Here is a 26811-nt window from a genome sequence, read left to right as displayed (position 1 = left end):
ATGTCGTTCGACCGTCGTACACCCTGCGTTCACGTCTAGTTCTGACGTAGTTCAAAGCTCGCTTTGAGGTTCATCTGGTTACGTCCCTTCGTCCCTACCGCAATCAGATGGGCTACGAGGATGCGACTGCCGTTCCGACGACGTGCCGTGCCGCCGGATCGCCCCGGCATCGGTGACCCGCCAGACTCCGACCGTTCGACACCGCCGGCCAGCCCGGCTCCGGACGGTACCGATGATCACGCCGGTCATGCGCTGCGGGCGCCGAGCAGGCTGCACGCCTTCAACCGCTACGAGATCAAGTATCTGTTGCCGAGCACCGCCGTGCCCGAGCTGCGCAGGCAACTCGCCAGCCGGCTCGACGTCGACAGCCACGGCGTCGGTGGCGGCTACGGCGTCTGGAGCGTCTACTACGACACCCGTGATCTTCGGTTCTACTGGGAGAAGATCGAGGGCTTGCGGTTCCGACGCAAGTTGCGGGTGCGGCACTACGGCGACCGGCTGACCGTCGACGACGACAGCACAGTGTTCGTGGAGATCAAGCAGCGGGTCAACCGGGTCACTCAGAAGCGGCGGGTGGCGTTGCCGTACCGCCTCGCTCGTGAGCTGTGCGACCGCCGGGTGATGGTGGAGCACGAGCCGGGCCAGCGGGCGTTCCTCGAGGAGGTGCTGGATCTTCTGTGCCGGCTGGACCTGCGCCCGGTGGCGATGACCGGGTATCAGCGTGAGGCGTTCATCGGTCGCGGTGCCGAGGCCGGTCTGCGGGTCACTGTCGATCACCGGGTCCGTGGCCGGGACCGCGACTTCCATCTCGGCGCCGACGCCGAGAATCGGCTCATCGTCCCGGCTCGGCTGGCCGTGGTGGAGCTGAAGGCGAACGAGCGGGTGCCGTACTGGCTCACCGACCTCGCGGCCGACCTGAGCATGTCGGTGGTGCGGATTTCGAAGTACTGCCAGAGCGTCGAGGCATTCGGCCGGGTACCTCGATCGGTTTTCCATGTCTGCGATGACGACCCCGCCGGCGCCCCGGTGCCGGCTACTGCCCGAAGTGAGGCCTGACCCCCATGCCATTCGACGTCCAGGACCTGTCCGGCACGTTCAGCGTCGGTGACATCGCGATCGCGCTGTCACTGTCGTTCGTGCTCAGCGCGATGATCGGCTGGGTCTACCGGTTCACCCATCGCAACGTGTCCTACAGCCAGTCCTACGTGCAGACCCTCGTCATCCTCGGCATGCTGATCGCGCTGATCATGCTGGTGGTCGGGTCGAACATCGCCCGCGCCTTCGCCCTGGTCGGTGCGCTGTCGGTGGTGCGGTTCCGCAACGCCATCAAGGAGACCCGCGACGTCGGTTTCATCTTCCTGGTCATGGGCGTCGGGATGGCAGCCGGCACCAGGTTCTACACCCTCGCGATCGTCGCCGCCGTCGCGATCTGCCTCATCATCCTGGTGATGTACCGCTTCAACTGGTTCGCCTCCAGCATTCAGCGACAGGTGGTGAAGGTTCAGGTTCCGCCGGACGGCGACTACACCGCACACATCCAGGACGTGCTCATCGCGCACACCAGTGAGTTCGAGCTGGTGAGCATGGAGTCGATCCGCGGTGGTGCCCTGACCGAGATGATGTACACCGTCCGGCTCAAGAAGGGCCACGGACCCGGCGACCTGATCACGGCTCTCGGCGAGCGGACCGGCGGGCAGCGGGTGACCGTGCTGACCGGCTACGACCAGACGGACCTGTGATGACACCGTTGCAAGCGCCCCCGGCGCCCCCGCCCGCTTCGATCCGGCGGAGGCTGGCGCACCGCGTTCCGGTGCGGGTGCGGCACTACTGGAAGCTGCTCGCCGCCTGCGCGGCGTTCATCGTCGTCTGCGCGGTGGTGTTCAGCACCGTGCGGGTCACCCCTCTGGTGACCAGCGGCAGCGCCACCACCGCCGACCAGGTCACCCAGAACATCCTCGGGACGACGGACCTCTTCGACGCGACCGTGGCGCACCGCATCACGGTGACTTTCCGCGACGAGGACTACCAGCGGCTGCTCGACGACTTCTGGCAGGACGACGAGAAAAGCTTCCTCGACGCCGACCTGACGATCGACGGCACCCGCATTCCCAGCGTCGGTATCCGGTTGAAAGGCAACTCCACCCTCGGCGGGCTGACCCGTAACGGTGAAGCCCGGCAGCGGGGATTCGGCCGCGACCGGCCCCCGGGCGCCGGACAGGAACCCCAGCCGGGCGGCAACGGCCCCGCCCGGGTCTTCCCCGGCGGTGGTCTCCCCGACGGCGCACCGGCGGAGGCGCGGGGCGGTGGTGGCCCCGGCGGGTTCGGCCGGACGTCGCTCAAGGCCGAGGAGCCGGAGAACCTGCCCTGGCTGATCCGCTTCGACGAGTTCGTCGAGGGCCGCCGCTACCAGGGCCACCGCGAGGTCGCGGTGCGGGTCTCCGGCATGGGCGGCGGCCCCACGGTCCTCAACGAGGCGGTGTCGCTGCACGTGCTGGCCGCCGCCGGAGAGACCGCCCAGCGGTACGCGTACTCGAGCTTCACCGTCAACAACCGGCCCACCACCGCCCGGCTCGTCGTCGAGCACCCGGACGAAGGCTTCGCCGACACGCTGGGCGGCGACGGTGTGCTGTATAAGAGCCTGGCCACCGGCCAGTTCACCGACCAGGGCGACGACCCGACCAGCTACGCCGACGACTTCACACAGATCACGATGAAGGGCAGCCAGGACCTCCAGCCCGTCATCAACCTGATCAGGTGGGTCAACACCAGCAGCGACGCCGAGTTCGACGCCCACCTGGACGACCGGGTGGACGTGCAGGCCCTCGCCCGCTATCTGGCCGTGCAGAACCTACTGCTCAATTTCGACGATATGGCCGGGCCCGGCCGCAACTACTACCTGTGGTACGACCTGGACACGAAGAAGTTCACCGTCGTCGGCTGGGACTACAACCTGACCTTCACGGGAGACGCCACCCAGGGACCACACGACGCCGGTCGGATGGGCGGCCGTTTCCCACAGGGCGGAGACGTCCCACAGGGCTTCCAGCCACCCGAGGGCATGCAACTACCCGAGGGCATGCGGGGTCGGCCGGGCGGCCTCGGCGGCAACAAGCTCAAGGAACGCTTCCTCGCCAGCGCCGCTTTCAAGCCGGTGTACGAGAACGCCTACCGCGACCTCTACCGCAAGATCTACGCGGACGGCACCGCGTTGAAGGCCGTCGAGGGCATCACCAAGGTCCTGTCCACCGTCGCCGGATACGACGAGCAGAAGACCACGGCAGACGTCGAGCAGCTGAGGACGCTCGTCCGGCAACGTACCGCGCACCTCGCCACCGACCGCGTCACCACCGGCGGGTAACGCCGTAGTCGGCGACGAGACGCAGGACTCTGCGGTACCGATCATCGGGCTCGGAGATGACGGCCGGGTAGCGTGGCCCTGTGCCTGGCTCCTTCCTTGACTTCGTTGCCGACGAGGCGATGGCCCTGGACACGCTGGATCCGGAAGCACCGCTCGACGATCTGGAGCCGCTGGCCGTACGGCTGGCCGGAGCCCGGGTGGTGGCCATCGGCGAGAGTTCGCACCTGGTTCGGGAGTTCGCCCTGCTGCGGCACCGGTTGACGCGGTTCCTGGTGGAGCGGTTGGGGTTCACCGTCTTCGGCCTGGAGTCGGGGTTCAGCGAGGGACTTGCCGTGGACGAGTGGTTGCGTGGCGGTCCCGGCGACCTTCGGACGATTGCCGACAGTGGGATCACCTACACGTTCGGACGGTCCGCGGAGATGCGCGCGCACCTGCGGTGGATGCGGGAGGTCAACGTCGCCGGGATGACGCCGGTACGGTTCTTCGGGATCGATGTACCGGGTTCCACGGTGTCCCCGCTTCGGGCGATGCACAACATCGGGCGTTACCTGAGCGCGGTCGACGGCGACGCGGTGGTCGTCGTCGACCAGCTGCTGGCGCTGATGGAGAAGTTCGCGGGCGAGCACCCGTTGCCGGCGTACGCCGCGTACGGCCAGCTCGCCGCAGCCGAGCGGAACGGGATCACGGCGATGCTCGCGGAGCTGGCGACCCGGTTCGACTCGCTGGAAATGGAGTACGTGTCGGCGCGTGGCGTCGAGTCGTACGAGGTCGCCCGGCGCGAGTTGCGGCTGGTCTGCCTGCTGGACCAGTCGTTGCGGAGCACGGCCGCGCGAATGGCGGGTGACACGGCTCATCCGAAGGTGGCCGCCCGCGACCGTGGCATGGCCGAGACGGTGTTCTGGCTGCTCGACCGGTTCGGGCCGGACACGAAGATCGTGATCGGGGCGCACAACAGTCACATCCAGCGGACACCGGTCGTCACGCCGGCGTTCTCGCTGTCCGCGATGGGGCACCATCTGGCGAACCGGTTGGGCGACGGTTACGTGGCGATGGCCGTGACCAGCACCTCCGGCCGTACGGTGACCCGCCGGGCGAACCCGGCACGGCCGGGCGGTGTGGAGATCGTCGGAGTCGACCTCGATCCGGCGCGGGAGGGCAGCGTGGAGGCGGCGTTCGCTCCCGTGCCGGGGCTGCGGGCGGTCGACCTGCGCGGGGCACGGGGACGGCTGACCGGTCCGGAGCGGATTCGGGTCATGGACACCTATCAGGAGGTACGGCTGCTCGACGCCTACGACCTGGTGGTGAACATTCCCGAGACCTCCACGACCGAGCAGGTGTCCGGCTGACCGGGAACGTCCCATGTCGACCGGGTGTGTTCGGGGCGTTCACGTCTTCTTACCCCCCGTCAGGCAAAGTAACTACGGCGTGGCGGCGGCGGCGGTCGGACGGAGCACGGCACACGCCTGCATGGCCTCGGCGACCTTGGGATCGGTCGTAGCCGGGTTGGCCCGCAGGTCGACACCCCGGTCGGCGAGGCAGTTGCGGTAGGCCGCACCCCCGTCGCGGTTGCCGCCGCCAGGGCCGCCACGGCCGGTGCCTTGCGGTCCGCCGGTGGGCCGCAGCGACGCGCAGGCATCCTGAGCCTTCTGCCAGGTCGCGTCGTCGACCCCGTCAGGGCGGAAGCCACCCATTCGCCCACCACCTGGCCCGCCGGACGGGAACCCGCTGGGACGGCCGGAGGGAAACGCGCTGGGACGGCCGGACGGGAACCCGCTGGGACGGCCGGAGGGAAGGGTGTTTGAGATGTCCAGGCCCTGGTCGCGGAGGCAGTCGAGGTATGCCGACGCTCCTTCGGGCGCGGAGCCCTGGCCGGAGCCGCTGGACTCACCGTCACCATCCGAGCCACAACCGGCCGCCAAGAGCAGCACCGCCGACCCGGCGGCCAGCGCCAGGGTCCATCGGGTACGGGGAGACTGTCGCGTGCGCAGAGACACAGGTCCTCCATCCTCGTCGTGCCGCCGGGTCGGGAAACGTTCCGCAGCACGCCGGCCCATGCAACCGCCACTACCTCCACGCCAGGTCAGGCCAAGCTCAAAAAACCCTTCGAATCGACTCTGAGGAAACTCCGAGGTACGGCTCAGCCGGCTGCGAGGTGAGCCGCCGATACTCGCCGCTCATGGGCTTCCTCCGAAGAAGATGGCGTGGCCGCAGCCGGCTCGCCGTGTGCGGCCTCGCCGCGCTGGTCGTGATCGGCGCCGTGGCATGGGCGCTCCACTCGGGAGAGCCGGAGCCGTCGGGCAGGCCCAGCACCGCGCGGGTCGACCGGGGTGAGGTGGTCACGGCTGTCGCGACGACCGGATCACTCGAGCCCGCGCAGACCCGCACGCTCGGTTTCGCCACCGACGGCACGGTGACGGCGGTCAACGTACGCCCCGGTGACCAGGTGAAGACCGGCCAGGTGCTGGCCGAGATCGACGCCACCGACCCGAAGGAACGGGTGGAGGACACGCGGCAGTCACTCGACGACGCGGAGGAGGCGCTCGAGGACGCGGAGGAGGCGGCCGACGCCGGGACGGGCGCCTGCCCCGTCTCCGCCCCCCGCACCGGGCAGGCCCTCCCGGTTGCGCTGGTCGCCAGTAGCGGCGTGGCACCGTCGCCTACCGCGACGCCGTCGGCGTCACCGAGCAGCCAACCGTCCCCGTCGCCGACGCGATCGACTCAACCGCCGGCGGCCCAGCCGCCAGCAAGCCAGCCGCCGCGCTCCGGTCGCGGCCAGGCACCGGACGGTCGGGCAGTGGGCGGCGGCCGGAGTACCACGTGTTCCGGTCAGCGGACCGAAGATCCTCTGCTCGCCGCGCAGCAGCGGGTGACGAGTGCCGAGGTCGCGCTCGCCGAGGCGCAGGATCGACTCGTCGGCACGAAGATCAAAGCCCCGATCGGCGGAAAGGTACTCGCCGTTGCCGGTGCGGTGGGCGCCGACGTCGGCACGGGCGGCACCTTCGTCACCCTGGCCGACGTGGCGGGCATGCAGGTGGCGGCCGATGTCCCGGAGGCCTACGCGGGCCGTCTGAAGATCGGCCAGAGTGCGACCGTCACGCTCGCCAACCGGCCGACCGAGGAGTTCGCCGCACGCGTCGTGCGCGTCGACCCGGTCGGCGTCGCCGATGGCGACCTGGTGCGCTACGGCGTCGTCCTCGCTTTCGAGGAGGTCCCGGCGGAGCTTCTCGTGGGCCAGAGCGCGAACGTCCGGGTGCGGACGGGTGAGGTCGCCGGCGTGTTGCGGGTGCCCTCGACGGCGGTGCGCGGCGACGGATCCGTCGTGGTCAGGACCGCCGCCGGCGATCAGGTCCGGGCCGTCGGCGTCGGGCTGCGCGGCGACCAGTACGCGGAGATCACGAGCGGGCTCATCGAAGGCGACGAGATTGTCACAGTCGGCGTCGAGGAAAGTCCCAGCTAACTCTGAGGTACCTCCGATAGAAGAGATGACGTGGCTGGACGGTTGACCCGAGTGCTCGTCGTCGACGACGAGCCCAATATCTGTGCCCTGCTGTCGGCGACGCTGCGGCTCATCGAGTTCGACGTACGGGTCGCCAGCGGCGGGCACGAGGCGTTGGCGGCGGCTGTCGAGTTCGAGCCCGACCTGGTGGTGCTCGACGTGATGCTGCCCGACCTCGACGGCTTCCAGGTCGCCCAGCGCCTGCGGACCGGGCCGGGGCCGCACGTCCCGGTGCTGTTCCTGACCGCACGCGACGCGGTCGAGGACCGAATCTCCGGCTTGACCGTCGGCGCCGACGACTACGTCACCAAGCCGTTCAGCCTGGAGGAGGTCGTACTGCGCATCCGGGCGATCCTGCGCCGCAGCCGCGTCGAGCCCAGTGGCGACACCGGTGTCCTGCGCTACGCCGACGTCGAACTCGACGAGGACGCGCACGAGGTGCGCCGCGGCGGCCGGCTGGTCGACCTGTCGCCGACCGAGTTCAACCTGCTCCGATACCTCCTGGTGAACGCGGGCCGGGTGGTGAGCAAGGCGCAGATCCTGGACCGGGTCTGGAACTACGATTTCGGCGGCGACGGCCGGATCGTCGAGTCGTACGTCTACTACCTCCGCAAGAAGATCGACCGCGGGGAGCCGCCCCTGATCCACACGGTCCGTGGTGTGGGTTACGCGCTGCGCCTGCCCCCGGACGAATGAGAATGCCCAGGTGGCGGCACTGGACGCTGCGGTCCCGCCTCGTCGTCGCCGTCGCCGCGCTCAGCGCGGTCGCCCTGGTCGTGTCCAACGCGGCCGGCATCGTGCTGCTGCGTCAGTACCTCACCGACCAGATCGACAACCAGCTCGCCGGGATGCGCCACGTCGCGACCCGCCCGTTCCCGCCCGACCAGGCCGGCGACAACCCGTTTCCCCGGGGCCGGTTCGACATGTACCGCACCATCCTCGTCTTCGACTCCGAGGGCCGTCGGCTGCCGTCCCCGTCGCCCGACGAGATCTCACCACCCGATGTGGGGGCGATCGCCGCGCTGCGGGACAAGGCGGAGGGCGGGCCGTTCACCGTGGAATCCGTCGACGGCGAGGACCGCTGGCGGGTGGCGGTGGTCACCCAACCCGACGGCGGGATGGCCGTGCCCGCGATCTCGCTTCGCCAGGTCGAGGCCACGGCGGACCTGCTGCTCGCCATCGATCTGGTCGTGATGCTCGTCGTGCTGTTCCTGCTCGCGCTGGTCGCCGCCGCGGTGGTCCGGATCGGCCTGCGTCCGCTGATCCGGATGGAAAGCACCTCCACCGCGATCACCGCGGGCGACCTGACCCACCGCGTCGACGACGCCGACCCGCACACCGAGTCGGGCCGGCTGGGTATCGCGCTGAATTCCATGCTCGACCGGATCGAGTCGGAGGTCGCCGCGAGGACCGCGTCCGAGCAGCGGCTCCGGCAGTTCGTCGGGGACGCGTCGCATGAGCTGCGCACGCCGCTCACGTCGATCCGCGGCTTCGCCGAGCTGTACCGGCGTGGCGGAGCCCCGCCCGGGCCCCTGCTGGACGAGACGATGTCCCGCATCGAGGCGGAGGCCGCGCGGATGGGGCTGCTGGTCGAAGACATGCTGTTGCTGGCCCGGCTGGACCACCAGCGTGAGCCGCAGCGGCGCCCGGTCGACCTGCTCGCGATCGCCGCCGACACGATCCGCGACGCACACGCCCGCCGACCCGACCGCCCCGTCCGGTTGGCCAGCTTCGGCGGCGACCAGTGCGCCTTCGACCCGGTGACGGTCCTCGGCGACGAGCACCGGCTCCGCCAGGTCGCGACCAACCTCGTCGCCAACGCGCTACAGCACACGCCGCCGCACACCGACATCACCGTACGGGTCGGCCGGCTGGCGGACTACCGACCGGGCCGGATCACGGCCGCGACGGTCGGCGAGGAGCTGCCCCGGCGTACGCCGATCGCGGTACTCGAGGTCGCCGACAACGGCCCCGGCGTACCCCCGGAGCATGCCGGGCGGATCTTCGAGCGGCTCTACCGGGCGGACCCGAGCCGCGCCCGCAGCAACGGCGGCTCCGGGCTCGGTCTGTCGATCGTCGCGGCGATCGTGAACAGTCATGGCGGCCGGGTCGAACTGAAGACGAGTCCCGGCCAGGGGGCCGCGTTCCGGGTGCTGCTGCCCACCGGTTCCCAGTCAGCTTTGAGCTAGCGCGGGGCTTGCTCCGAGCCGCCTCCTGCAAGCTGTCGCGCATGCGCCACACCCTCCCGAGACCGGGCAGGCCGTCGTTTTCGAGACTGCGGACGTCACCAGCCCTGATCGTCAACGTCATACTCGCCCTGGCGGTGGCCGGCGCGGCCACCTGGGCGTACACGTCATTCAGCACCGCGGAGGCCGCCGAGCCGGGCTCCGGCGGCAGTCGCACCATCGCCGCGGCCCAGGGCACTGTCACCGCGACGGTCTCCGCCTCCGGCACCGTACGCAGCGCCTCGACGGCGACCGCCGCCTTCGGCACCTCCGGCACCGTCACCGCGATCCGGGTGCAGGTCGGCGACAAGGTGACCAAGGGCCAGGCACTGGCGGCAGTGGACGACACGGCCGCGCGGCGGCAGCTCACCGCTGCCCGGACCAACCTCGACGCCGCGAAGGCCGCGTTCGACCGGGCAGAGGACGCCGACGGCGACACCTCCGCGGCCGAGACCGAGGTAGACCAGGCTGAACTCGACGTCGACGAGGCCGAGGACGCCGTGGCCGGCACCACCCTCAAGGCGCCGATGGCCGGCACGGTGACCGCCGTCAACGGCACCGTCGGCGGATCGGCCTCGGGGAGCGGCAGCAGCAACAACAACACTTCGAACGGCGATGGCAACGCGCCGAGCGGCGCCTCCAGCGGCGGCGACACCGGGTCCGGGTCGTCGGCCGGCTTCATCGAGATCGCCGACCTGAGCCGGCTGGAGGTCTCCGCGTCGGTCGCCGAGGCGGACGCCACGAAGCTCAAGACCGGCCAAACCGGCACCGTCACCTGGAACGCGCTGCCCGGCGCCCGGTCCACGGCCAAGCTCGCCGCCATCGACCCCAACGCGACGTCAGAGAACAACGTCGTCACCTACGGGGTCACGTTCACCCTCGACGACCTGCCCGAGGGGGTACGCGCCGGGCAGAGCGTCAACGTGTCGGTCACCGTCGGCCAGGCCGACAACGTCGTGTACGTCAACTCGGCGGCCGTCACCAGCGCGGGCAGCCGCCACACCGTCACTGTGCTGGACAACGGCCAGCGAGCCGTACGCGCGGTGGAACTCGGTCTCAAGGGCGACAGCACGACCGAGATCAAGTCCGGGCTGACCGCCGGAGAGCAGGTCCTGATCGACACGCCGAGCGACTCCTCCAACCAGAGGACATTGCCGGGCGGCGGCTTCACCGGCGGCGGCGGTTTCACCGGCGGCGGAGGGCCCCCCGGCGGCGGACGTTTGGGAGGTGGCCGGTGACCGTCCTCGACGTGCGCACCGTCACGAAGGTGTACGGCCAGGGTGCGGCCACCGTGCACGCGCTACGCGGAGCGTCACTGACCGTCGAACAGGGCGAATACGTCGCGATCATGGGTTCGTCCGGCTCCGGCAAGTCCACCTTGATGAACATCCTCGGCTGCCTCGACAGCCCCACCACCGGTCAGTACCTGCTCGACGGCGTCAACGTGAGTCGGCTCAACGACCGCCAACTCGCCCTGGTACGCAACCGCCGCATCGGCTTCGTCTTCCAGTCGTTCAACCTGATCCCCCGCACCACCGCGGTCGCCAACGTCGAACTGCCCCTGGCCTACGCCGGGATCAAGGCGGCCGAGCGCGGTCGACGGGCACGAGCCGCGCTGGACATGGTCGGCCTCGCCCAGCGCGGCGACCACGAGCCCAACCAGCTCTCCGGCGGACAGCAGCAGCGCGTCGCGGTGGCTCGGGCCCTGGTCACCGAGCCCGCGCTGGTACTGGCCGACGAACCGACCGGCAACCTCGACAGCCGGTCGACCGAGGACATCCTCGGCATCTTCGACGACCTGCACGCCGCCGGCCGCACCATCCTGCTCATCACCCACGAAGACGACGTGGCCGCCCGTGCCAGCCGCCTGATCCGGCTCGTCGACGGCCAGATCGTCGCCGACGTGCGACAGCAGCGGGTGCCGGCATGAGCGTCCTCGAGGTGCTGCGGTTCGCGGTACGCGGGATCGGCGCCAACAAGCTGCGCTCCGGCCTCACCATGCTCGGCATCCTGATCGGCGTCGCGGCCGTGATTCTGCTGGTCGCCGTCGGCAACGGCTCCGCCCGTCAGGTGGCCGAGCGGATCGAGGCGCTGGGCACCAAGACCCTGACCGTGCAAGGCGTCGGGGGCAGCGCCGTCCTCACCCCGGCCGTCGCCGAAGCGCTCGACGACCCGGTCCTCGCCCCCGACATCGCGTCGGTCTCGCCCGTCACCAGCACCCAGGCGACGCTGACCTACCAGGGCACCGACCACTCGGTGCAACAACTCGTCGGCAGTTCCCCGAGCTACTTCGCCGCGTCGAACTCACCGGTCGGTGCCGGAGCGGCGTTCACCGCCGATGACGTCGCACAGGGCCGCCCGGTCGTGGTGATCGGGCAGACCGTCGCCGACGAACTGTTCCCCGGCGTCGAACCCGTCGGCAAGGAGATCACCGTCAACGGTGCCCTGTTCACGGTCGTCGGCGTGCTCGACGAGAAGAGCAGCGCCTCCGGCTTCATGGACGCCAACGACGTCGCGATCGCGCCGCTGACCGCGGTCCAGCAGGCACTGACCGGGTACGGCACGCTCACCTCGATCGTGGTCGAGGCCCGCACCCCGGAGAAGGTGACCGACGCGCAGGCACAGGTCTCCCTGATCCTGTCCCAGCGAATCCAGGCGCCCGCCGCCTCGAACACCCAGCCCTACCGCATCCAGAACGCCTCCCAACTCCTGCAGACGCAGACCGAGACGGCCGACACGTTCACCACACTCCTCGGCGCCGTCGCCGGCATCAGCCTGCTGGTCGGCGGCATCGGCATCACCAACATCATGCTCGTCACGGTCACCGAACGCACCCGCGAAATCGGCATCCGCAAAGCCCTCGGCGCACCACGACGGGCCATCCTCACCCAGTTCCTGGCCGAAGCCACGATGCTGAGCCTGCTGGGTGGCGGGCTGGGCGTCGCCGCCGCATACATCGGCAGCAACTTCGCAATCGTCGGGGTACGACCGGTCATCGTGCCCAGCTCGATCGCCCTCGCCCTGTGCGTGTCGGTCGCGATCGGGCTCTTCTTCGGCAGCGTGCCCGCCAACCGGGCGGCCCGACTCCGCCCCATCGACGCCCTCCGCTACGAATGACTCAGGAGACCCCCGTGACCGCATCCACACTGGACGCCGAACTGGCTGCCGCGGTGAACCGCCGCTGGTGGAACAGGACGACGATCGTCCTCGCTGTGGCGCTACTCCTCGTCAGCGGCCTCGTGGCCGGAATTGAGGTACAGAAAGCATTCGGCGCGCAGTCCACCAGCACGGGACCGGGTGGGTTCCGGGGGCAGAGCGGCTTCACCCCACCCACGGCCTTTCCTGGCGGTGGTTCACTCGGCGGCGGCGCCCAAGGCGGGCCGGGGCGCGGCCGAGCTACCACCGGAACCGTCAAACTCCTCGACGGCACCACGATCTACCTGCAGACAGAGTCGGGCGAGGTGATCACGATCCGCACCGACGGCGACACGACCGTGCAGGTTCCGGGCGAATTGAAGGATCTCAAGGCTGGCGACAAGGTCAGCGTGAGCGGCGACACCGACACCGGGGGCTCGGTAACCGCGTCGGCGGTCACGAAGACCGACTGAGGCGACGACCACGTCCGTGCGTCCGTGCGTCCCGTGCGTCCGTGCCAGTGCAACCGCTGTTCTGGCCAGCCACCTACCGGCCTGTCGCCGTCGGCCGCGCCGCGCGATCGCGGATCTGTCCAGTTCTTGACCACGCCGTTAAATCTATTAAGTCTATAGGTTAGATATGGATTTACCCCGGCGGGCTGGCTACGTTACGGCCATGCATCGAAGTTGGCCGAACAATCGGCTGTCCCGTCGTCTCCTCGTCACCTCTACCGCAGCTGCCCTGCTCGCCACGACCGCCGTCGCCGGCCCGGCCACCGCCGGCTCCCAGGTGGACACCGCCGTGGAGTGGTACGACGTCACCGCTGCCGCCATCGACACCGGCACCCGGCCACAGGTCACCAGCAGCCGCGCCTGGGCGATCAGCTGGCTGGCCGCCGCTCGCGCGCTACGGCACGCCCCCGGCGTCCGGGCGTACCAGGATGCCGCGCTCGCCTCCGCCGTACACACCGGACTCAGCGCGCTGGTACCGGAGAACACGGCCGCACTCGACGCCGCCCTGGCGACCACGCTGGCCCGGATCCCGGCCGGTACGGCGAGGGACCGCGGCATTGCCGCCGGCCGTGCCGAGGCGAGCACACTGCTCGCCCAGCGAGCCGACGACGGGCTCGACCCCGCGTCGGTGAACCCGCCGTTCCCGACGCCGACGCCGGCCCCCGGCATCTGGCAGCCCACTCCGCCGACGTTCACCACCGGGCAGCAGGCGGGCAACCGGTTCGCCACACCGTTCCTGCTGGACCGCGCCGACCGGTACCGCCCGGACCCGCCGCCCGCGCTGGGCTCGGCGCGCTACCTCGCCGACCTCGCCGAGGTACGGGTCTACGGCGGTGCCGACAGCACCGCACGCACCCAGGCCCAGACCGACACCGCCACGTTCTGGCTCGGATCCTCCCTGGTCCTCTACACCGGGGTACTGCGGGCGGCGCTGGCCCAGTCGCGGAAACCGGCCGCCTGGCGGGCCCAGCTGGTGGCCCTGTTCCACGTCGCCCTCGTGGACACCCAGATCGCCACCTCCGACGCCAAGTACGCGTACCTGCGCTGGCGGCCGGTCACCGGCATCCAGGCAGGTGACGACCCGACCTGGACGCCGCTGCACACCACCCCGGCCCACCCGGACTACCCGAGCGGCCACAACACCTACTCCGGCGCCGCCGAACAGGTGCTGACCGCGCTGGTCGGCCCGCGCGCCCGGCAACCCTTCACCATCACCAGTCCCAGCCAGCCGGGTGCCACCCGTACCTACGACCGGTGGCGACCGCTGACCGACGAGAACGTGGACGCCCGGATCTGGTCCGGAATCCACACGCGGTCGGCCGACGAGGTCGGGGTCGACCTGGGCCGGAGGGTCGCCGCGCACGCGCTGCGGAACGCGCACCTGCTCCTCGGCTGATGACGTCGCCGTCGCCCGCCGCTCCGGCGGGCGACGGCGGAACCGTCCGGTGAGGTCACGGACCTGTGGGAGTGATCAGACCCGGTGTAGTTGTCGAGTTCGCGAGTCAGTCATCGTCATTGGCAGGGCGCGTGGTATGCCGGTACCGCTACGCCCTTGCGCCGGAACTGGCAGACCAGGCCCGTGCCGTCATCGACCGCCACCAGGCTTTCCAGACCTTGCCAGGGCCTTGCCGCCGCCGAGGTCAAGCAGCGCGTCAACCAACACGGCCATCCCCGGTCGACGACGCCGCGAAGGTCCTCGCCGCCGACCGGTGTACGTCCAATTCCCGTTCTTTCCCCGATGACCGTCAGCCGCAGATCAGGTCATCGAGCAGTGCCATCTCCCGCTGTACGACCGCCTTCGCCCGGTCCGGGTCGGCCAGCTCGGTGGCCAGGTACAAGACCGTCGAGCGGTCCCCGTCCGGAGTGACCGCGGCGAGGGTGCTCATCCCCGGCATGGAGCCGACGTGCGCCCAGGAGCCGCCGCACCGGTTGGGTATCCACATGATGCCCAGCCCGTAGCGGATGCCCGGCCGGATTCCCTGGAAGCCATCGGCCAGCACGGTCTGGTGCAGCTCCGCCAGCTGTCCGGGCCGCAACAGCTGGCCGCGCGCCATCGCCTGCCAGAAGCGGGCCAGGTCGGTGTTGGTGCTGACCAGGCCGCCGGCCGAGGCCGTCACCGTCGGATTGAAGACGGTCGTGTCGACCAGCGGCCCGCCCGGCGCGAACTGCCGGTACCCCTCGCCGTGGGGCTGGGGCAGGGTCGGCCGGTCGCCGGGGTAGAACGTATGGGTCAGGTGCAGCGGCATCAGGATCCGGGAGCGCACCTCGGCATACCACAGGTGTCCGGTGATCCGTTTGATGAGCATCCCCGCCAAGACGTAGTTGGTGTTCGAGTAGCTCCAGTGCGTACCGGCGGCGAACAGCGGCGGGTTCCGCATCGCGATCGCTACCAGTTGCGCCTCGGTGTAGTGGTCGAAGCGGTGTGCCAGGAACTCGTCGGGCGACTTGAGCGCGTCGAGGTCGTTGGTGGGGTCGTAGAGGCCGCTGGTGTGTTGCAGGACCTGGCGTACGGTGACGCGCCGGCCGTCGTTGCCGTTGCCGTTGACGACACCGGGCAACCAGCGTTCGATCGGGTCGTCCAGCCCGATCCGGCCCTCGCCGACGAGTTGGAGCAGCACCACCGACACGAACGTCTTCGTGGTGCTGCCGATCCGGAGGTACCCGTCGACCGGCATCGGCGCGCCGGTGTCCAGGTCGGCCACGCCGCTGCGGGCCACGGTCACCCGGTTCCCGTCGCGGACCAGGCCCTGCGTCCCGGATATGCCGAGGTCGTGCAGATCGTCGAGGCCGTGCTGTAGCACTGTGGCCGTGGACCGGTGATCCGCGGCCGGCGGCGCGGCTGACCCGACCCCACCGCCGGCCGCCGCGGCCAGCACCGCGCCAGCCGTCGCGGCCGCCACGGCCCTCCGCCACCTCACCGTCCTCTGGACTGCGGAACGTGCGCTCGTCACCCGAACTCCTTCCGTCGCTCGTCGCTACGGAAGATCACGCTAGGCACGCCGCCGCCCGGGCGGGACCCGGCTGACGGCCGTCTTCCGCTGGGGGATTTCCCCCAGGCAGGCCCGCGCGCGGCCGTCACCTGGCGAGGAACTCCGCCAGTACCGGCGCGAGCACTGCCGGGTCGGCGACGTGGCCCTGTCCCTCGACGACCCGCCGCTCCGCCTTCGGGACGTGCGCGGCGATGACGTCGGCGGCGGCATCGAAGAAGCCGGGTTGCAGCCCGGCGGTGTGCGGGTCCGGCGTTCCGCCGGTGGCCACCAGGGTGGGCTGGGTGATCCGGGCGAGCCGGGTCACCGGCGGACGGCCGTCTCCCAGGCACGCGGCGTCGTAGGCCAGGGTCGGGGCGAGGGACTCCAGGCTCGGCCACATCGGCGAGGTGTGCGCTGCGGCGATGTCCTCCTCGCCGGAGCCGGCCAGTCGCATGAACAGGTCGAGCGCGTCGCCGCGCCGCCGGGCGGAAAGCGCGTGCTGGAGCTGTTCGACGTAGGCCCGGTACTGCTGGACGATGTCCTCGTCGGTCAGGTACGGCACTTCGTACACCGCGATCCGCTCGACGGGCAGGCCGGCCAGGGTGGCCTCGAACGCCAGCGCGCCGCCCGAGGAGGCGCCGAACAGGTGCACCGGCGCACCCGCCGCGTCGATCAGGGCGACGATGTCCTCGATCTCCCGGGCCACCGCGTACGGCAGGGTGTCACCGCTCTCCCCCCGGCCCCGGCGGGCGTAGTTGAGGACCGTGAACCGTTCCGCCAACGCCGGCACGAGCGGCGCGTTCTCCGACCCGTCGTCGAGATTGCCGCCGATCAGGATCACGCGCGGCCCGCTGCCGCTGCGTTCGTACGCGATCGAGGTGCCGTCCTTCGAGATGACGCGGTCCATTCTGATCTCCTTCGACAGTGGATGAGGCGGTGAGCGACCGGTCGTCGCAGCGCCTTCCGGTGGCTCGGCGTTTCAGGCGGCGACCGTCACGGCCGCGACGGCGGGGGTGCGCAGGGTCCGGCGGGCGGTGGCCAGGCTGGTGGTCAGGGTGGCCGCCGCGGCGACCGCGATGATGGTCAGCCAGATCCCGGGGCCCTGGTCGGGGAGGATCGTGTCGGTGCGGACGACGGTGAAGGGCAGGAGCCCGGCGATGGCGGCAAGGGTTCCGAAGAGGATCCCGGTGACGGTCAGGATGAGGCTCTCACAGCCGACCATCCGCAGTACCTGTCCGGGGGTGGCCCCGGCGAGACGTTGTTGCCCGAACTCCCGGCCACGGTAGGAGGTCGCGGCGTACAGACTGTTGATCAGCATGATGCAGGAGAAGACCACGACGATGCCGACGACGACGAGGTTCAGCGTTTCGAGGGTCTTGTCCTCGACCGACTTGACGACCCCGGACGCGGTGATCGCGCTGGTCTCCACGGCCTGCATGTAGAGCGTCGCGGTCGCCATCCCGGTGAACAGGATCAGCGGCATCAGGATTGCGGACAGCTCGGCTGCCCGGCGCCGCAGGTTGAGCACGGTCAGGTAGCCACTCGCGCCGAACAGTGCGGTGATCGGTCGTCCCAGCCGGCCGAGCAGCGCCCGCAGCAGCAGCGGAGAAAGGACGGCGAAGCCCACGGAGAGCAGGATGGCCCCGTACGCGGGCGCGGCCATCAACGCGTTGTCGGTGGCGTTCATCGTGAAGGTGGCGCAGACGCCGGCGGCGCCCACGAGCAGGGCCGCGTATCCCGCGACGTTCCTGGCCGGGCCGGCGGACCGACCCGATCTCGTGCCGGTGCGGGTCCCCCGGCGTACGGCGAGGAACGCGGCGCCGGCCGAGGCGAACAGAGTGATGCCGATACCGGAGCCCAGGGCGATCGGCCCGAAGACATGGTCCACGCCGCTGGCGACCTGTCCGCTGTCCTGGAACCTGTCGAGCAACGCCCGGCCGCCGAGCATGGCCGGCCAGACGGCGAGCGCCGCGCCAGCGAGGGCGACGATGCTGGCCTCGCCGACCATCATCCTTCTGAGCTGTCCCGGTGTGGCGCCGGCCCGGCGCAGTAGGTGCATCTCCTCGGCCCGTTGACGGACGTTCAGCCGACACAGTCGCCGACAAGGGTTACCGGATCCACCAGAACCCCACCAGGTCGGAGATCGCCGATGCCCGGCTCAACACCGGCGACACCGGTGATCCGAGCAAGGATCCGGATTACCTGATCGAGGGTCACGTCTTCGATTGTTACTCTCCGACTCCGACCAGGGCAGTGCGAGGCATCTGGACCCAGGTCTCCAAGAAGGTCACGGACTCACAGACCCAGCGAGTGGTGCTGAACCTCCACGACTGGCGCGGAGACCTCACAGAGCTACAGCGACAGTTCGACAATTGGCCGGTAACCGGGCTGAAGGAACTCGTGGCGGTAACACGAAGTGGTTCGATCGTGCAGATCGTACGACGGACCTGAGGAAAGGCAGCGACAGTGGCTATCGAATACCGATTGACCCTGGCGGGTGACATCCCCCTGGAGCAGGTGGCAGCACTCGCCGCGCCGAACGCAACCGAGGCGTCGTCACCGGCCGGCAACCGGCTACTCAGCGTCAACCTCGACGAGGAACGCGGATACTCCGTCAGCATCACGTCGGGCCGCCATGGTTACTACGACGCCGAGGACGACGGAGGCGCTGCCTGGGAATGGAAGCCAGACAAGTACGTGGATGTCAACTTCCGCATGCGCAAGAACGACCCGTCGGGCAAAGGAACACCGAACATGGTGTCGGCCGTCGGTAAGGTCCTGGCAGGACGCCCCGAAGACGCGGCGCTGGTACTCGACGGAAACTACCTGCTGCTGACCCGCGTCAACGGAATACTCCGCAAGCACAACCTGGCCACCTGGTACGACGAGGACTACGACAACATCCTCCCCGAGTAGAAGGCGCCTCCTCGACGCACCAGTTCCTTCGGAACCCCGGAGAACGTGTCGGTCACCCGGGATCCGTAGTCCGACGTGGACGCACCCTCTCATCCGGGGTTGGCTTTATCACCGCTTGTGCGACAGGTTTGCCGCAGTGCAGCAGGGCCGCTCTCGCTGGCCAAAAAGGGTCAGGGTGGCCCCGCCGGGCGTCACAGTGGCGGCCATGCGTTGCTCAGCAACTGTCGGAAGTGGGCCGGGAACCACTCGCCGTACGGTGGGGCGCCCGGCAGGGCGCCGGTGGTCGGGGCAACGCCATACGGGTCGTAGTACGGGTCGCACATTGGCTCGTACTGATCCGCGCTCTGCCGGTCGCTGGCGCCGTCCGACTCCCCCGGCGGCTTGACCCACACGTACGCGTCGATGCCGGTCTGCGGGGCAGCGGTCGGCCGCTCGCCGAGGCCCGTGCCCGCCTGGTTGCACCAGTTCCCGAGGTGCGTCCGCCGATCGATTCGACTGCCGTCCACAAATTGATTCAGTTCGTACGACGGCGCGGGTCCGGTGGGCCGGGTCGGACCGGCCCAGCCGTTGCGGGAGGTGTCGATCAGTACGCCGATGCCGGGGGAGAAGCCTGCCTCGATCAGCCGCTGCCGCATGTCCCGCGCGTACGGCACCTCGTCGACGAACGGGTTCCAGTCGACCCACCGCGACCACTTCACCGGTTGGTTGTTGATGACGTCGTCGGCGCTGAAATACTCCTCGTGCAGTACCGAGTAGTTGGCGGTGTTGGCGACGAAGCCGTGCACGTTTGCCCCCGTGCTGCCGGCGATCGTAGCTGCCTGGAGCAGCAGCGACACCGCCGGAACGGCGTCCTCCGGCCAGCCGAGTTGACCATGGTGACTGATGTCCAGGTACGGATAGACGTTGGGCCGGGCGCCCAGCCGGGCCAGGGCGTACCCGATTCCGGAGAGGTAGGTGCCGCGGTTCTTCGCCTCGTCACACTTGTAAGTGGAGATGCTGCGCGGGGTGGTGTGGGTGACCAGATTCGCCAGCGAGTTGGGCTCGACGATGACGACGATCCGCAGCCTGGCGTAGCGGGGAGCGGCGACGATCTCGGCGATCGGATCGACGAACTCCACCCGGTAGCGGTCGAGCTCGTCGATCGACAGCTCACCCTGGGGCGCCGGCCGATCGCAGTCGCGGCCCGGCAGGTCGTAGAGGGTCAACTGGACGAGGTCGGCATGCTGCGCCAGCGCAGCGTCCAGATGGTCGCGCAGGCCCATCGCCCCGTCGGCCCCCTCGATGGCGGCGATCCGGTCCAGCCAGACGGCGGTCGGCTGGTCGGCGACGGCGGAGCCGCCGGGCTCGGCGACGGCGTGCGCGGACCACTCGGGGTTCACGTACACCCGAGCCCCGAGGTAGGGGTTGTCCACCCGGTGCGGCGGGCTGGCCGTACTGGCGGCAGCGGCCGTAGCGGCGCCGACCAGCGGCGCGGCGGCGAGGACGAGCGAGGCGGAAACAATCGAGGCGGAGACGACCAGGACCGATCGGAGCCGCGAGGATATCGGATCAGAACCTGGCATGAGCATGACGCTGACTCCTCCCTACCCGATCAGCGCCGGGTACGAATCTCGACAACCCTCGCCATCCATTTAAACTCTTCAATTTATTCGATGCCACCTCTGCGCAGGACCGGATCCCGGCCGAGCCCGACCGGATGGGCAGGGCATGAGCACCGGCGAATAGGCCAGATCCCTGGGTGAACTCAGGTCGTCCGGCGGGCCGCGACGTACTGGATGTCTTGCGGTGCGATGGTTTCCCGCTCCACGGCGAAGTCGAACAGCGACGGGCCGGGCTCGACGCCGACGACCGTGGCGCCTCGCCCGGCGAAGATCCGGCGATCAGCTCGGGCAGGAAGCGGCGCACCGGGGCGGCTCCGCCGTGCAGGTCCGCTTAGCTTCCCATTTTCACATCTAGGAATCCCAGATGGTGGTATCCGGGTGCTCCGATGTTGCTCGGCCGTTCAAGGGTCGATCGAGGGGTGCGACTGGGGGGAAAGATGCCCCCGAGCTGCTCAAACGTGGGTCACATGGCGGCCATGACCGTGTCCCACACGAAAGCAGGGAATATAGTCGGTTGACTATATTCCCTGCTCAACTGGCGCGCCCGAAGGGATTCGAACCCCTAACCTTCTGATCCGTAGTCAGATGCTCTATCCGTTGAGCTACGGGCGCAGCTGCCGGGCCAGTCTACACACCAGCCCCAGCGCGGAGACTCCGGGATTCGAACCCGGGAGGGGCTTTAAGACCCCAACCGCATTAGCAGTGCGGCGCCATAGACCAGACTAGGCGAAGTCTCCCTGGTGGTCAGCAGACCACGTCGGTCGAGGATACAGGGCAGCCACCCGGAGGGGCAAAACGACTTCCCGGCCGGGGCCGTGAAGCCACCGGCTGCCCTGATCGTCCCGCCGAAACCTCGGTCGATTCCCATCCGGTGCCGATCCACCGACACGACTAGGCTCGCATGATATGGAGGAGCAGCCGCCCACCGAACCCCCGCGCCGCCGCCCGGAACCGAAGTCGACGCGTGGCTCCGGCCGGACCAAGGCCGCCTTCACGTCCCCACCGGAGCCGGACACGGAACCGACGGGCGAGCCGCCGAGGGCGCCCCGACCCCGTACCCGGCAGACGCCGCCAGCGGTGCTCTTCCAGCCGCCGACCGAGCCCGAGCAGCAGCAGCCAACCGGCTCCGCCCGTCGGCCACCGGCATTCCCGCCTCCCGGGCAGGGCTCGACCCCGCCTACCGGGCAGGGCTCCACCCGGCAGAACTCGCCGGAATCCGGTCCGGAGCAGGCCGACCAGCCGATCACGCCGGCGCCGGACGCTCCGGAGACCGGCGACTCCACGCCGGCCGAGCAGGACGAGTCCATCCCGGCCGCTCAAGACGAGTCGACACGGCCCAGCCAGGACACGACACCGGCCCCCCGGAAGAAGACCGCTGGGAAGAAGGCGGCCAGACCCGTCGAGAGCACCGGAGCCGCGAAGAAGACCGCCGCCAGGAAAACCACCGCAGCGAAGAAGACCACCACCGCTGCCAAGAAGACCACCGCGAAGAAGACCGCCGCCAAGGCGGCCCCTGTGAGGAAGGCCACGACCACGCCTGCGGCGGTCGAGGCCGCGCCGGCGCCACCATCGGCAGCGCCGACGCCTTCCCCAGGCGATCCGACGGCGGCGGCGCCGGCAGAGCCGGTGGTGGCCAGCCCTCGGACAACCCAGGCCGAGCCCTCGACCGGACCCGCCAGCCCTGAGCCAGCATCGAGCGGATCGACGGGTACGCCGGCAGCCGAGCCCACTTTGCCGGACAGGGCCGCCCCCCGCGTCGATACCGAGGCAGCTGAGGAGCTGACCGGCGCAGCCGACGGAACCCGCGTACCCGAACGGGTCGACGTGGTCCCCTCAGGCGGTGGCGTACCGGATCGAGCGGCCGTGGAGGGTACCCCTCGGCCAGGGTGGCAACGCTCGACGGCCCGGCACGTTCTCGACCACCCCGGTTATGCGCCGGAACTCCTCGCCCTGGCCGCCGTACGCGAGTTGGGGCCGGCGGCCCTGGCCTGGGCGGCGCGGATCCGTACGACCTATCCGACCGCCACCGCCGACGGTCTCGCCCTGCTGGCCACCCGGCGGTACGTCCGACTCTCCGCCGCCGGTGGAGCCCTGTCGATGGCGACCGGGTTGCTCGCTCCGTTCGCGGAGTTGGCCGTCGTCACCTGGGCGCAGGCGAGCCTGGTGCTGCACCTGGCCGCCGCACACGACCATGATCCGACAGCCCCGGAGCGCGCCGCCGACCTGCTGGTGCTGACCGGGGTCCATCCTGACGGGCAGAGCGCCCGGGCCGCCCTGGACGCGGCGGAGGTGGCACTTCGTGGCGGCCCGGACGGGTCGTCACCTCGGTTGGCGGAGGCCGGCTGGCGGCTCGGCGCGCCGATCGTCGCCCGAAGCGCGAACTGGCTGGCGCTCCGGCTGGCCGTACGGCGACTGCCCGGGGCGACGACGCTGGTCACCGCCCTCGCGAACTCCGCCGCCACCGAGCGGCTCGCCGCCCGGGCCACCGCGCTCTACCGGACCACCGCCACCGGTCCGCTCTCTGCCGGTCCGTCCTCCTCCGGTGGCGGAGGTACGGAGGGCGGTCCGTCGGCGTTGCCCTACAACCAGTCGAACCAGCTTCGCGGCAGCAGCGCGTAGCCGACGAAGGCGACCACGTCCAGCAGGGTGTGCGCCACCACCAACGGAAGCACCCGCTTGGTACGCAGGAAGAACAGCCCGAAGACCACCCCCATCACGGCATTGCCGAGGAACGCGCCAAAGCCCTGGTAGAGGTGGTACGAGCCGCGCAGCAACGCACTGGCCGCGATCACTGCGCCGATCCGCCAGCTCATCTCCCGCAACCGCGTCATCAGGTATCCGACCACCACCACCTCTTCGAGGATCGCGTTCTGTGCGGCGGAGAGGACGAGTACCGGCACCGCCCACCAGAGATCGGGCAGGTTCGCCGGGACCACGGTGGCATTGACGCCGAGGTGTGCGGCGACCCAGAACAGGCCGAGGCCGGGTAGCCCGATCGCGGCGGCGAGTGCCGCACCCCAGGCGAGATCCCGGCCGGGCCGCCGCCCGTCCAGCCCGAGTGCCCATCGGGCACCACCCCGGCCCTGGTCGACGAGCCCGTCCCGGTTGAGCATCCCGTCCCGGTCGAGCAACCGGTCCCGGTTGAGCAGGTGTACGGCGAGCAGCACCGGCACGAGGGCGAAGAAGATGCCCAGGAGCTGGTAGGTGAGGTCGAGCCAGGGACGTGCCGACTGGGAGGCGTTCAGGGTGGCGGTCTGCTGGGACAGCGGCCGGTCGGCGGTCAGCCGGGCGATGATCGTCACCGCCGAGTAGACCGCGGACTGCCCGAGGGACAGGCCGAGGACCAACAGCACCTCGGTGCCCAGCACCCGGCGGGAAAGTGGTCGGGCGAGATCAACCGTCACCCGACAACTGTGCCCGATCCGGCGGACCGCCGTGGTCTTCCGCACCGGGTCGCCCCGAAGTGCCGGAGCCCAGCAAGTGACGTTTGGGCTCAATCGCACATTCTGTGCGACCAACATCGACTCTCGGTATTCATTCTTACTCGCGCAGTGGCCCCGACCGAGAAGGTGTCAATGGACAACCTGGCGCAGCTCTTGAAGGAGAGCTGGACCCTAGTCGAAGAGCAGCGGGACAAGGTCGCGGGATACTTCTACGCCCGGATGTTCCTGACCGACCCCGGACTGCGCACGCTGTTTCCGGTCCAGATGGACGGGCAGCGGGACCGGCTGCTGGAAGCGATCGTCACCGCCGTCCAGACCATCGACGACCCGGAGAACTTCGACGACTACCTCCGCTCGCTCGGTCGTGACCACCGCAAGTACCACGTACGGGCCGAGCACTACGACACCATGGGCGCCGCGTTGATGGAGGCGTTGCGGCAGTCCGTCGGCGAGCAGTGGACCGTCGAGTACGACCAGGCGTGGCGGGACGCGTACCAGGCGATCGCGGAGCGGATGCAGGCCGGAGCGGCCGTCGATCCGAACCCGCCGTTCTGGCACGCCGAGGTGCTCAGCCACGAGCGCCGGGGTCCCGACATCGCCGTGCTGACCTGCCGGCCCCTCCAGCATCCCCTGCCCTACCGGTCGGGCCAGTACGTCAGCGTCGAGGCGCCGCGTTACCAGCCCCGGCTCTGGCGGACGTACTCGATCGCCAACGCCCCGAGGGAGGACAACGCGCTGGAGTTCCACGTCCGGGCGGTCGGTGCCGGCTGGGTCTCCAGTGCCCTGGTCCGCCGGGTCAAGGTCGGCGACCTGCTGCGGGTGGCCGCGCCGATGGGTTCCATGACCCTGGATCCAGGATCGACCCGGGATGTCCTCTGCGTGGCCAGTGGCGTCGGGCTCGCCCCGATCAAGGCGCTGGCGGAGGAACTGGCGGGCCACAACCGCACCCGGTGGATGCACGTCTTCGTCGGCGCGGCGGCCCGCGACGACCTGTACGGGCTGACCGAGCTGTACCAACTGGCCGCAGAGCACCCCTGGTTGTCGATCATCCCCGCGTGCAGCGCCGATCCCGGCTTCGCCGGCGAACAGGGCGAGATCGCCGAGGTCTTCGCCCGGTACGGCCCGTGGACCACACACGACTGTTACGTCTCGGGATCGGCCTCCCTGGTCCGGTCCGCGTTGCGGACGCTCGCCGCCGACGACGTACCGCCGGAGAACATCCGGTACGACGCGTTCGGCGAGCTCTAGACCCCACTCCCCCCGGCCGGGTCTCGTGCCCTTGTCCCGCAGGGCACGAGACCCGGCTCCCCCATGGGGAGGCGAGGGCCGCGTTCAGTAGCGCCAGGGATTGCCGGTGTCCCGGTACTCCTCGATCGGGACCAACGGCACGTCCGGGTCCATCCGGTCGACGTACAGCCGGCCCTCGAGGTGGTCGATCTCGTGGGCGACCAGCCGGGCCATGGCGAGTTCGAACGAGGTGATCACGCGTCCGCCGTCCCAGCGGGCGTGCTCGATGTCGAGCCGGAGCGGCCGGGCCACCAGGCCCCGGAGGTCGAACAGGGAGAGGCATCCCTCGTACTGCTCGTCGGTCTCCAGGGCCGCGTCGACGACCCTGGGGTTGAGCAGCACCACCGGCTCCGCGTCCCGGTCCGGCGGCCGGACCACGGCGGCGGCCCAGGGCAGCCCGATCTGCGGCGCGGCGAGGCCGACCCCCTTGCTGAACGGGTGCAGTTCGTCGAGCCGTTCCAGCGCGGCCCGTAGCCGGGCCACCACGTCGCGGGCGTTGGCCTCGTCGCGGGGCAGGTCGAACTGCCGGGCCGGCTGCCGGAGCAGGTCCGCGCCGAGCTGCACGATTCCGGCGGCCCGCATGCGGTCGCTGGCCCGGGTCTCCGACTCGGACGGCGGGGCGGCCGGCGTGGTGGGCGCGGCGCGGTAGCGCCACTCCAGGCGGTACCGGGCGTTCAACGGCGGATCGTCGGTCGACCACTCGAAGAGGGCCCGTCCGTCCCCGTCGTGCCGGACCAGCGGGGTACGCAGCGGTCCCTCCTCCGCCGACAGCGACGTCTCCACCCCCCACACCTGCGGGTCCAGGTCGAGCGGCAGGTCGAGTCGCAGCGCGAGCCGGCGGGTGGGCAGCCTGACGGCCCGCTGGAACCACTGCCCCCACTTGTCCTGGTTCACCCGGTACGAATACTCGGTGGTGACCCGTTCTCCGGGATAGAGCGGGAACCTCCCGTCGGAGTTCTCGAAGAGCAGCCACACCTCCTTGAACGCATCCCGGTCGTGCTTCTTGCGCCACTCCATCGGCTCGCGGGTGCCCTGGTCGTCGCAGAACGCCTGGAGATCCAGTTCCGCGAAGGTCAGCGGGTTCTCCCGGTGGTGCCGGTTCGACCGCCCCGGATCGTTGGGATAGCGGTCCACCGCCACCCGGACCAGATAGCGGGTCACCGGCTCGGTTCCGGCGTTGTAGAGGGCCCGGCGGATCACGCACCGGTAGGCGTCGTCGTGGTAGGCGAGGGTGGCCGTCTCCTGCTCCACGATGAGCCCGGTGCCGGGCGGCATCCACTGCTCGGGTACCGGCGGGTCGCGGTGCGCGACGACGGCGGAGCGCGCCTGCCGCAGTTCGTCGTACTCCTGGAAGCGCTGCCAGATCGCTCCGGCCGCGCCCAGCACGGCCTCGGCACGGCGCGCGAAGTCCTCGGTCGGACGGTGCCGTCGGCCCTCCACGTGGCTCACGTAGGAAGGGTCGAACCCCATCCGGGCCGCGAGCTGCTTCTTCGTCATTCCCCGCTCGACCCGCCGACGGGAAAGCTCGGCCGCGAACGAGTCGGCAGCCCGCTCGATAGGCGAGGTGGTCATCAGGTTCCTCTGGCCGGGAATCTCAGTTTGCTGGCCGAGCCGGCCAGTCTGACAGAACTGGCGCGTTAACGACAATGGCTTGACATTTCGGCCACTCGGGTTGATCCTCCCCGGCCGGACCTACCCGGCTCAGTCAGATGGGCGACGTGTCGAGGGAAACATTGCCGGAGGGACCCCAGGATCACCTAACTCTGGTTAGCCTTGCCTTAGTGGGCTAGGGTGACGGTGCGGTTGGCACGAATGGGGGGAGATCCTGGTGGCACTGCTGGCATCGAGGCAGACCAGTCCGGTCGCGGC

At 70.0% G+C, this 26811-nt stretch carries 23 protein-coding genes and 2 tRNA genes; 16 read left to right on the top strand and 9 right to left on the bottom strand.

Going from position 1 to position 26811, the window contains the following annotated elements; genetic code table 11:
• Positions 1-120 precede the first annotated feature (120 nt).
• The 4 genes from ACFP2T_RS24230 (at position 121) to ACFP2T_RS24215 (ending at position 4704) form a co-directional block, all read left to right on the top strand.
• Complete coding sequence (locus ACFP2T_RS24230; RefSeq protein WP_377425138.1) at positions 121-1056, top strand: polyphosphate polymerase domain-containing protein; 936 nt, start codon at positions 121-123, stop codon at positions 1054-1056.
• 5 nt (positions 1057-1061) lie between these two features.
• Positions 1062-1739, top strand: a complete 678-nt coding sequence (locus ACFP2T_RS24225; protein ID WP_377425136.1) for a DUF4956 domain-containing protein — start codon at positions 1062-1064, stop codon at positions 1737-1739.
• Positions 1739-3358, top strand: a complete 1620-nt coding sequence (locus ACFP2T_RS24220) for a CotH kinase family protein (RefSeq protein WP_377425135.1) — start codon at positions 1739-1741, stop codon at positions 3356-3358. Before ACFP2T_RS24225 ends, ACFP2T_RS24220 begins: the two co-directional genes overlap by 1 nt.
• Before the next feature lie 80 nt (positions 3359-3438).
• Positions 3439-4704 (top strand): erythromycin esterase family protein, encoded by a 1266-nt coding sequence (locus tag ACFP2T_RS24215; RefSeq protein ID WP_377425134.1) that lies wholly within the window; start codon positions 3439-3441, stop codon positions 4702-4704.
• 72 nt (positions 4705-4776) lie between these two features.
• Here the strand turns inward: ACFP2T_RS24215 and ACFP2T_RS24210 are convergent, their stop codons facing one another.
• Positions 4777-5352 carry a hypothetical protein gene (locus ACFP2T_RS24210; RefSeq protein WP_377425133.1) on the bottom strand — a complete coding sequence of 192 codons (576 nt, stop codon included), beginning with the start codon at positions 5350-5352 and terminating at the stop codon, positions 4777-4779.
• A 182-nt stretch (positions 5353-5534) separates the two neighbouring features.
• Here ACFP2T_RS24210 and ACFP2T_RS24205 point away from each other — a divergent pair, with 182 nt between their 5' ends.
• The 8 genes from ACFP2T_RS24205 to ACFP2T_RS24170 all read left to right on the top strand — a co-directional run bounded on the left by ACFP2T_RS24205 (position 5535) and on the right by ACFP2T_RS24170 (position 14122).
• The gene (locus ACFP2T_RS24205; protein ID WP_377425131.1) at positions 5535-6815 is read left to right on the top strand and encodes an efflux RND transporter periplasmic adaptor subunit; all 1281 of its coding nucleotides are present in this window, start codon (positions 5535-5537) and stop codon (positions 6813-6815) included.
• A gap of 30 nt (positions 6816-6845) precedes the next feature.
• Positions 6846-7550 carry a response regulator transcription factor gene (locus ACFP2T_RS24200; RefSeq protein ID WP_377425130.1) on the top strand — a complete coding sequence of 235 codons (705 nt, stop codon included), beginning with the start codon at positions 6846-6848 and terminating at the stop codon, positions 7548-7550.
• A 2-nt stretch (positions 7551-7552) separates the two neighbouring features.
• On the top strand, positions 7553-9043 hold the full coding sequence (locus tag ACFP2T_RS24195) for a sensor histidine kinase (RefSeq protein WP_377425129.1): 1491 nt from the start codon (positions 7553-7555) through the stop codon (positions 9041-9043).
• Between the two features lie 41 nt (positions 9044-9084).
• Positions 9085-10317 (top strand): efflux RND transporter periplasmic adaptor subunit, encoded by a 1233-nt coding sequence (locus ACFP2T_RS24190; protein WP_377425127.1) that lies wholly within the window; start codon positions 9085-9087, stop codon positions 10315-10317.
• Entirely contained in the window at positions 10314-11009 is a 696-nt protein-coding gene (locus tag ACFP2T_RS24185) for an ABC transporter ATP-binding protein (protein ID WP_377425126.1), read from the top strand. The genes ACFP2T_RS24190 and ACFP2T_RS24185 overlap by 4 nt, the downstream gene beginning before the upstream one ends.
• On the top strand, positions 11006-12196 hold the full coding sequence (locus ACFP2T_RS24180; RefSeq protein ID WP_377425124.1) for an ABC transporter permease: 1191 nt from the start codon (positions 11006-11008) through the stop codon (positions 12194-12196). The genes ACFP2T_RS24185 and ACFP2T_RS24180 overlap by 4 nt, the downstream gene beginning before the upstream one ends.
• Positions 12197-12210: 14 nt before the next feature.
• Entirely contained in the window at positions 12211-12687 is a 477-nt protein-coding gene (locus ACFP2T_RS24175) for a hypothetical protein (RefSeq protein WP_377425123.1), read from the top strand.
• A gap of 202 nt (positions 12688-12889) precedes the next feature.
• Entirely contained in the window at positions 12890-14122 is a 1233-nt protein-coding gene (locus ACFP2T_RS24170; protein ID WP_377425121.1) for a vanadium-dependent haloperoxidase, read from the top strand.
• A gap of 349 nt (positions 14123-14471) precedes the next feature.
• Here the strand turns inward: ACFP2T_RS24170 and ACFP2T_RS24165 are convergent, their stop codons facing one another.
• From ACFP2T_RS24165 to ACFP2T_RS24155, 3 genes are all read right to left on the bottom strand, one after another.
• The gene (locus ACFP2T_RS24165; RefSeq protein WP_377425120.1) at positions 14472-15626 is read right to left on the bottom strand and encodes a serine hydrolase domain-containing protein; all 1155 of its coding nucleotides are present in this window, start codon (positions 15624-15626) and stop codon (positions 14472-14474) included.
• Positions 15627-15801: 175 nt separating this feature from the next.
• Positions 15802-16602: an alpha/beta fold hydrolase gene (locus ACFP2T_RS24160; protein ID WP_377425118.1), complete on the bottom strand. Its 801-nt coding sequence runs from the start codon at positions 16600-16602 to the stop codon at positions 15802-15804.
• 72 nt (positions 16603-16674) lie between these two features.
• On the bottom strand, positions 16675-17754 hold the full coding sequence (locus ACFP2T_RS24155; protein ID WP_377425117.1) for an FtsX-like permease family protein: 1080 nt from the start codon (positions 17752-17754) through the stop codon (positions 16675-16677).
• Between ACFP2T_RS24155 and ACFP2T_RS24150 the strand changes: the two genes are divergently transcribed.
• The gene (locus ACFP2T_RS24150) at positions 17724-18146 is read left to right on the top strand and encodes a CdiA C-terminal domain-containing protein (protein WP_377425116.1); all 423 of its coding nucleotides are present in this window, start codon (positions 17724-17726) and stop codon (positions 18144-18146) included. The two genes, ACFP2T_RS24155 and ACFP2T_RS24150, sit on opposite strands and share 31 nt — an antisense overlap.
• Before the next feature lie 15 nt (positions 18147-18161).
• On the top strand, positions 18162-18611 hold the full coding sequence (locus ACFP2T_RS24145; RefSeq protein WP_377425115.1) for a SitI3 family protein: 450 nt from the start codon (positions 18162-18164) through the stop codon (positions 18609-18611).
• A 191-nt stretch (positions 18612-18802) separates the two neighbouring features.
• On the opposite strand, the gene ACFP2T_RS24140 is transcribed toward ACFP2T_RS24145, so the two are convergent.
• From ACFP2T_RS24140 to ACFP2T_RS24130, 3 genes are all read right to left on the bottom strand, one after another.
• Positions 18803-20179: a glycoside hydrolase family 6 protein gene (locus ACFP2T_RS24140; protein ID WP_377425113.1), complete on the bottom strand. Its 1377-nt coding sequence runs from the start codon at positions 20177-20179 to the stop codon at positions 18803-18805.
• Between the two features lie 569 nt (positions 20180-20748).
• Positions 20749-20824, bottom strand: a tRNA-Arg gene (locus ACFP2T_RS24135).
• Positions 20825-20858: 34 nt separating this feature from the next.
• Positions 20859-20949 (bottom strand) — tRNA-Ser (locus ACFP2T_RS24130).
• Between the two features lie 169 nt (positions 20950-21118).
• Here ACFP2T_RS24130 and ACFP2T_RS24125 point away from each other — a divergent pair.
• Entirely contained in the window at positions 21119-22831 is a 1713-nt protein-coding gene (locus ACFP2T_RS24125; protein ID WP_377425112.1) for a hypothetical protein, read from the top strand.
• Here the strand turns inward: ACFP2T_RS24125 and ACFP2T_RS24120 are convergent.
• Entirely contained in the window at positions 22792-23616 is an 825-nt protein-coding gene (locus ACFP2T_RS24120) for a CPBP family intramembrane glutamic endopeptidase (RefSeq protein WP_377425111.1), read from the bottom strand. The genes ACFP2T_RS24125 and ACFP2T_RS24120 overlap by 40 nt on opposite strands.
• A gap of 171 nt (positions 23617-23787) precedes the next feature.
• Here ACFP2T_RS24120 and ACFP2T_RS24115 point away from each other — a divergent pair, with 171 nt between their 5' ends.
• Positions 23788-24903 (top strand): globin domain-containing protein, encoded by a 1116-nt coding sequence (locus ACFP2T_RS24115; protein WP_377425110.1) that lies wholly within the window; start codon positions 23788-23790, stop codon positions 24901-24903.
• A gap of 84 nt (positions 24904-24987) precedes the next feature.
• Here the strand turns inward: ACFP2T_RS24115 and ACFP2T_RS24110 are convergent, their stop codons facing one another.
• The gene (locus ACFP2T_RS24110; RefSeq protein ID WP_377425109.1) at positions 24988-26514 is read right to left on the bottom strand and encodes a peptide deformylase; all 1527 of its coding nucleotides are present in this window, start codon (positions 26512-26514) and stop codon (positions 24988-24990) included.
• Positions 26515-26811 lie beyond the last annotated feature (297 nt).

The sequence above is a fragment of the Plantactinospora solaniradicis genome (assembly GCF_042658085.1).
In the GTDB taxonomy this organism is placed as follows: Bacteria; Actinomycetota; Actinomycetes; order Mycobacteriales; family Micromonosporaceae; genus Plantactinospora; species Plantactinospora solaniradicis.
This window is presented reverse-complemented; position numbering and strand designations above follow the sequence as displayed.

Excerpts from the sequence above, each read along its gene's own strand:
- ACFP2T_RS24230 (WP_377425138.1), top strand. The coding sequence starts at position 121 with ATGCGACTGCCGTTCCGACGACGTGCCGTGCCGCCGGATCGCCCCGGC.
- ACFP2T_RS24225 (WP_377425136.1), top strand. The coding sequence starts at position 1,062 with ATGCCATTCGACGTCCAGGACCTGTCCGGCACGTTCAGCGTCGGTGAC.
- ACFP2T_RS24220 (WP_377425135.1), top strand. The coding sequence starts at position 1,739 with ATGACACCGTTGCAAGCGCCCCCGGCGCCCCCGCCCGCTTCGATCCGG.
- ACFP2T_RS24205 (WP_377425131.1), top strand. The coding sequence starts at position 5,535 with ATGGGCTTCCTCCGAAGAAGATGGCGTGGCCGCAGCCGGCTCGCCGTG.
- ACFP2T_RS24195 (WP_377425129.1), top strand. The coding sequence starts at position 7,553 with ATGCCCAGGTGGCGGCACTGGACGCTGCGGTCCCGCCTCGTCGTCGCC.
- ACFP2T_RS24190 (WP_377425127.1), top strand. The coding sequence starts at position 9,085 with ATGCGCCACACCCTCCCGAGACCGGGCAGGCCGTCGTTTTCGAGACTG.
- ACFP2T_RS24180 (WP_377425124.1), top strand. The coding sequence starts at position 11,006 with ATGAGCGTCCTCGAGGTGCTGCGGTTCGCGGTACGCGGGATCGGCGCC.
- ACFP2T_RS24170 (WP_377425121.1), top strand. The coding sequence starts at position 12,890 with ATGCATCGAAGTTGGCCGAACAATCGGCTGTCCCGTCGTCTCCTCGTC.
- ACFP2T_RS24160 (WP_377425118.1), bottom strand. The coding sequence starts at position 16,602 with ATGGACCGCGTCATCTCGAAGGACGGCACCTCGATCGCGTACGAACGC.
- ACFP2T_RS24155 (WP_377425117.1), bottom strand. The coding sequence starts at position 17,754 with ATGCACCTACTGCGCCGGGCCGGCGCCACACCGGGACAGCTCAGAAGG.
- ACFP2T_RS24140 (WP_377425113.1), bottom strand. The coding sequence starts at position 20,179 with ATGCTCATGCCAGGTTCTGATCCGATATCCTCGCGGCTCCGATCGGTC.
- ACFP2T_RS24125 (WP_377425112.1), top strand. The coding sequence starts at position 21,119 with ATGGAGGAGCAGCCGCCCACCGAACCCCCGCGCCGCCGCCCGGAACCG.
- ACFP2T_RS24115 (WP_377425110.1), top strand. The coding sequence starts at position 23,788 with ATGGACAACCTGGCGCAGCTCTTGAAGGAGAGCTGGACCCTAGTCGAA.
- ACFP2T_RS24110 (WP_377425109.1), bottom strand. The coding sequence starts at position 26,514 with ATGACCACCTCGCCTATCGAGCGGGCTGCCGACTCGTTCGCGGCCGAG.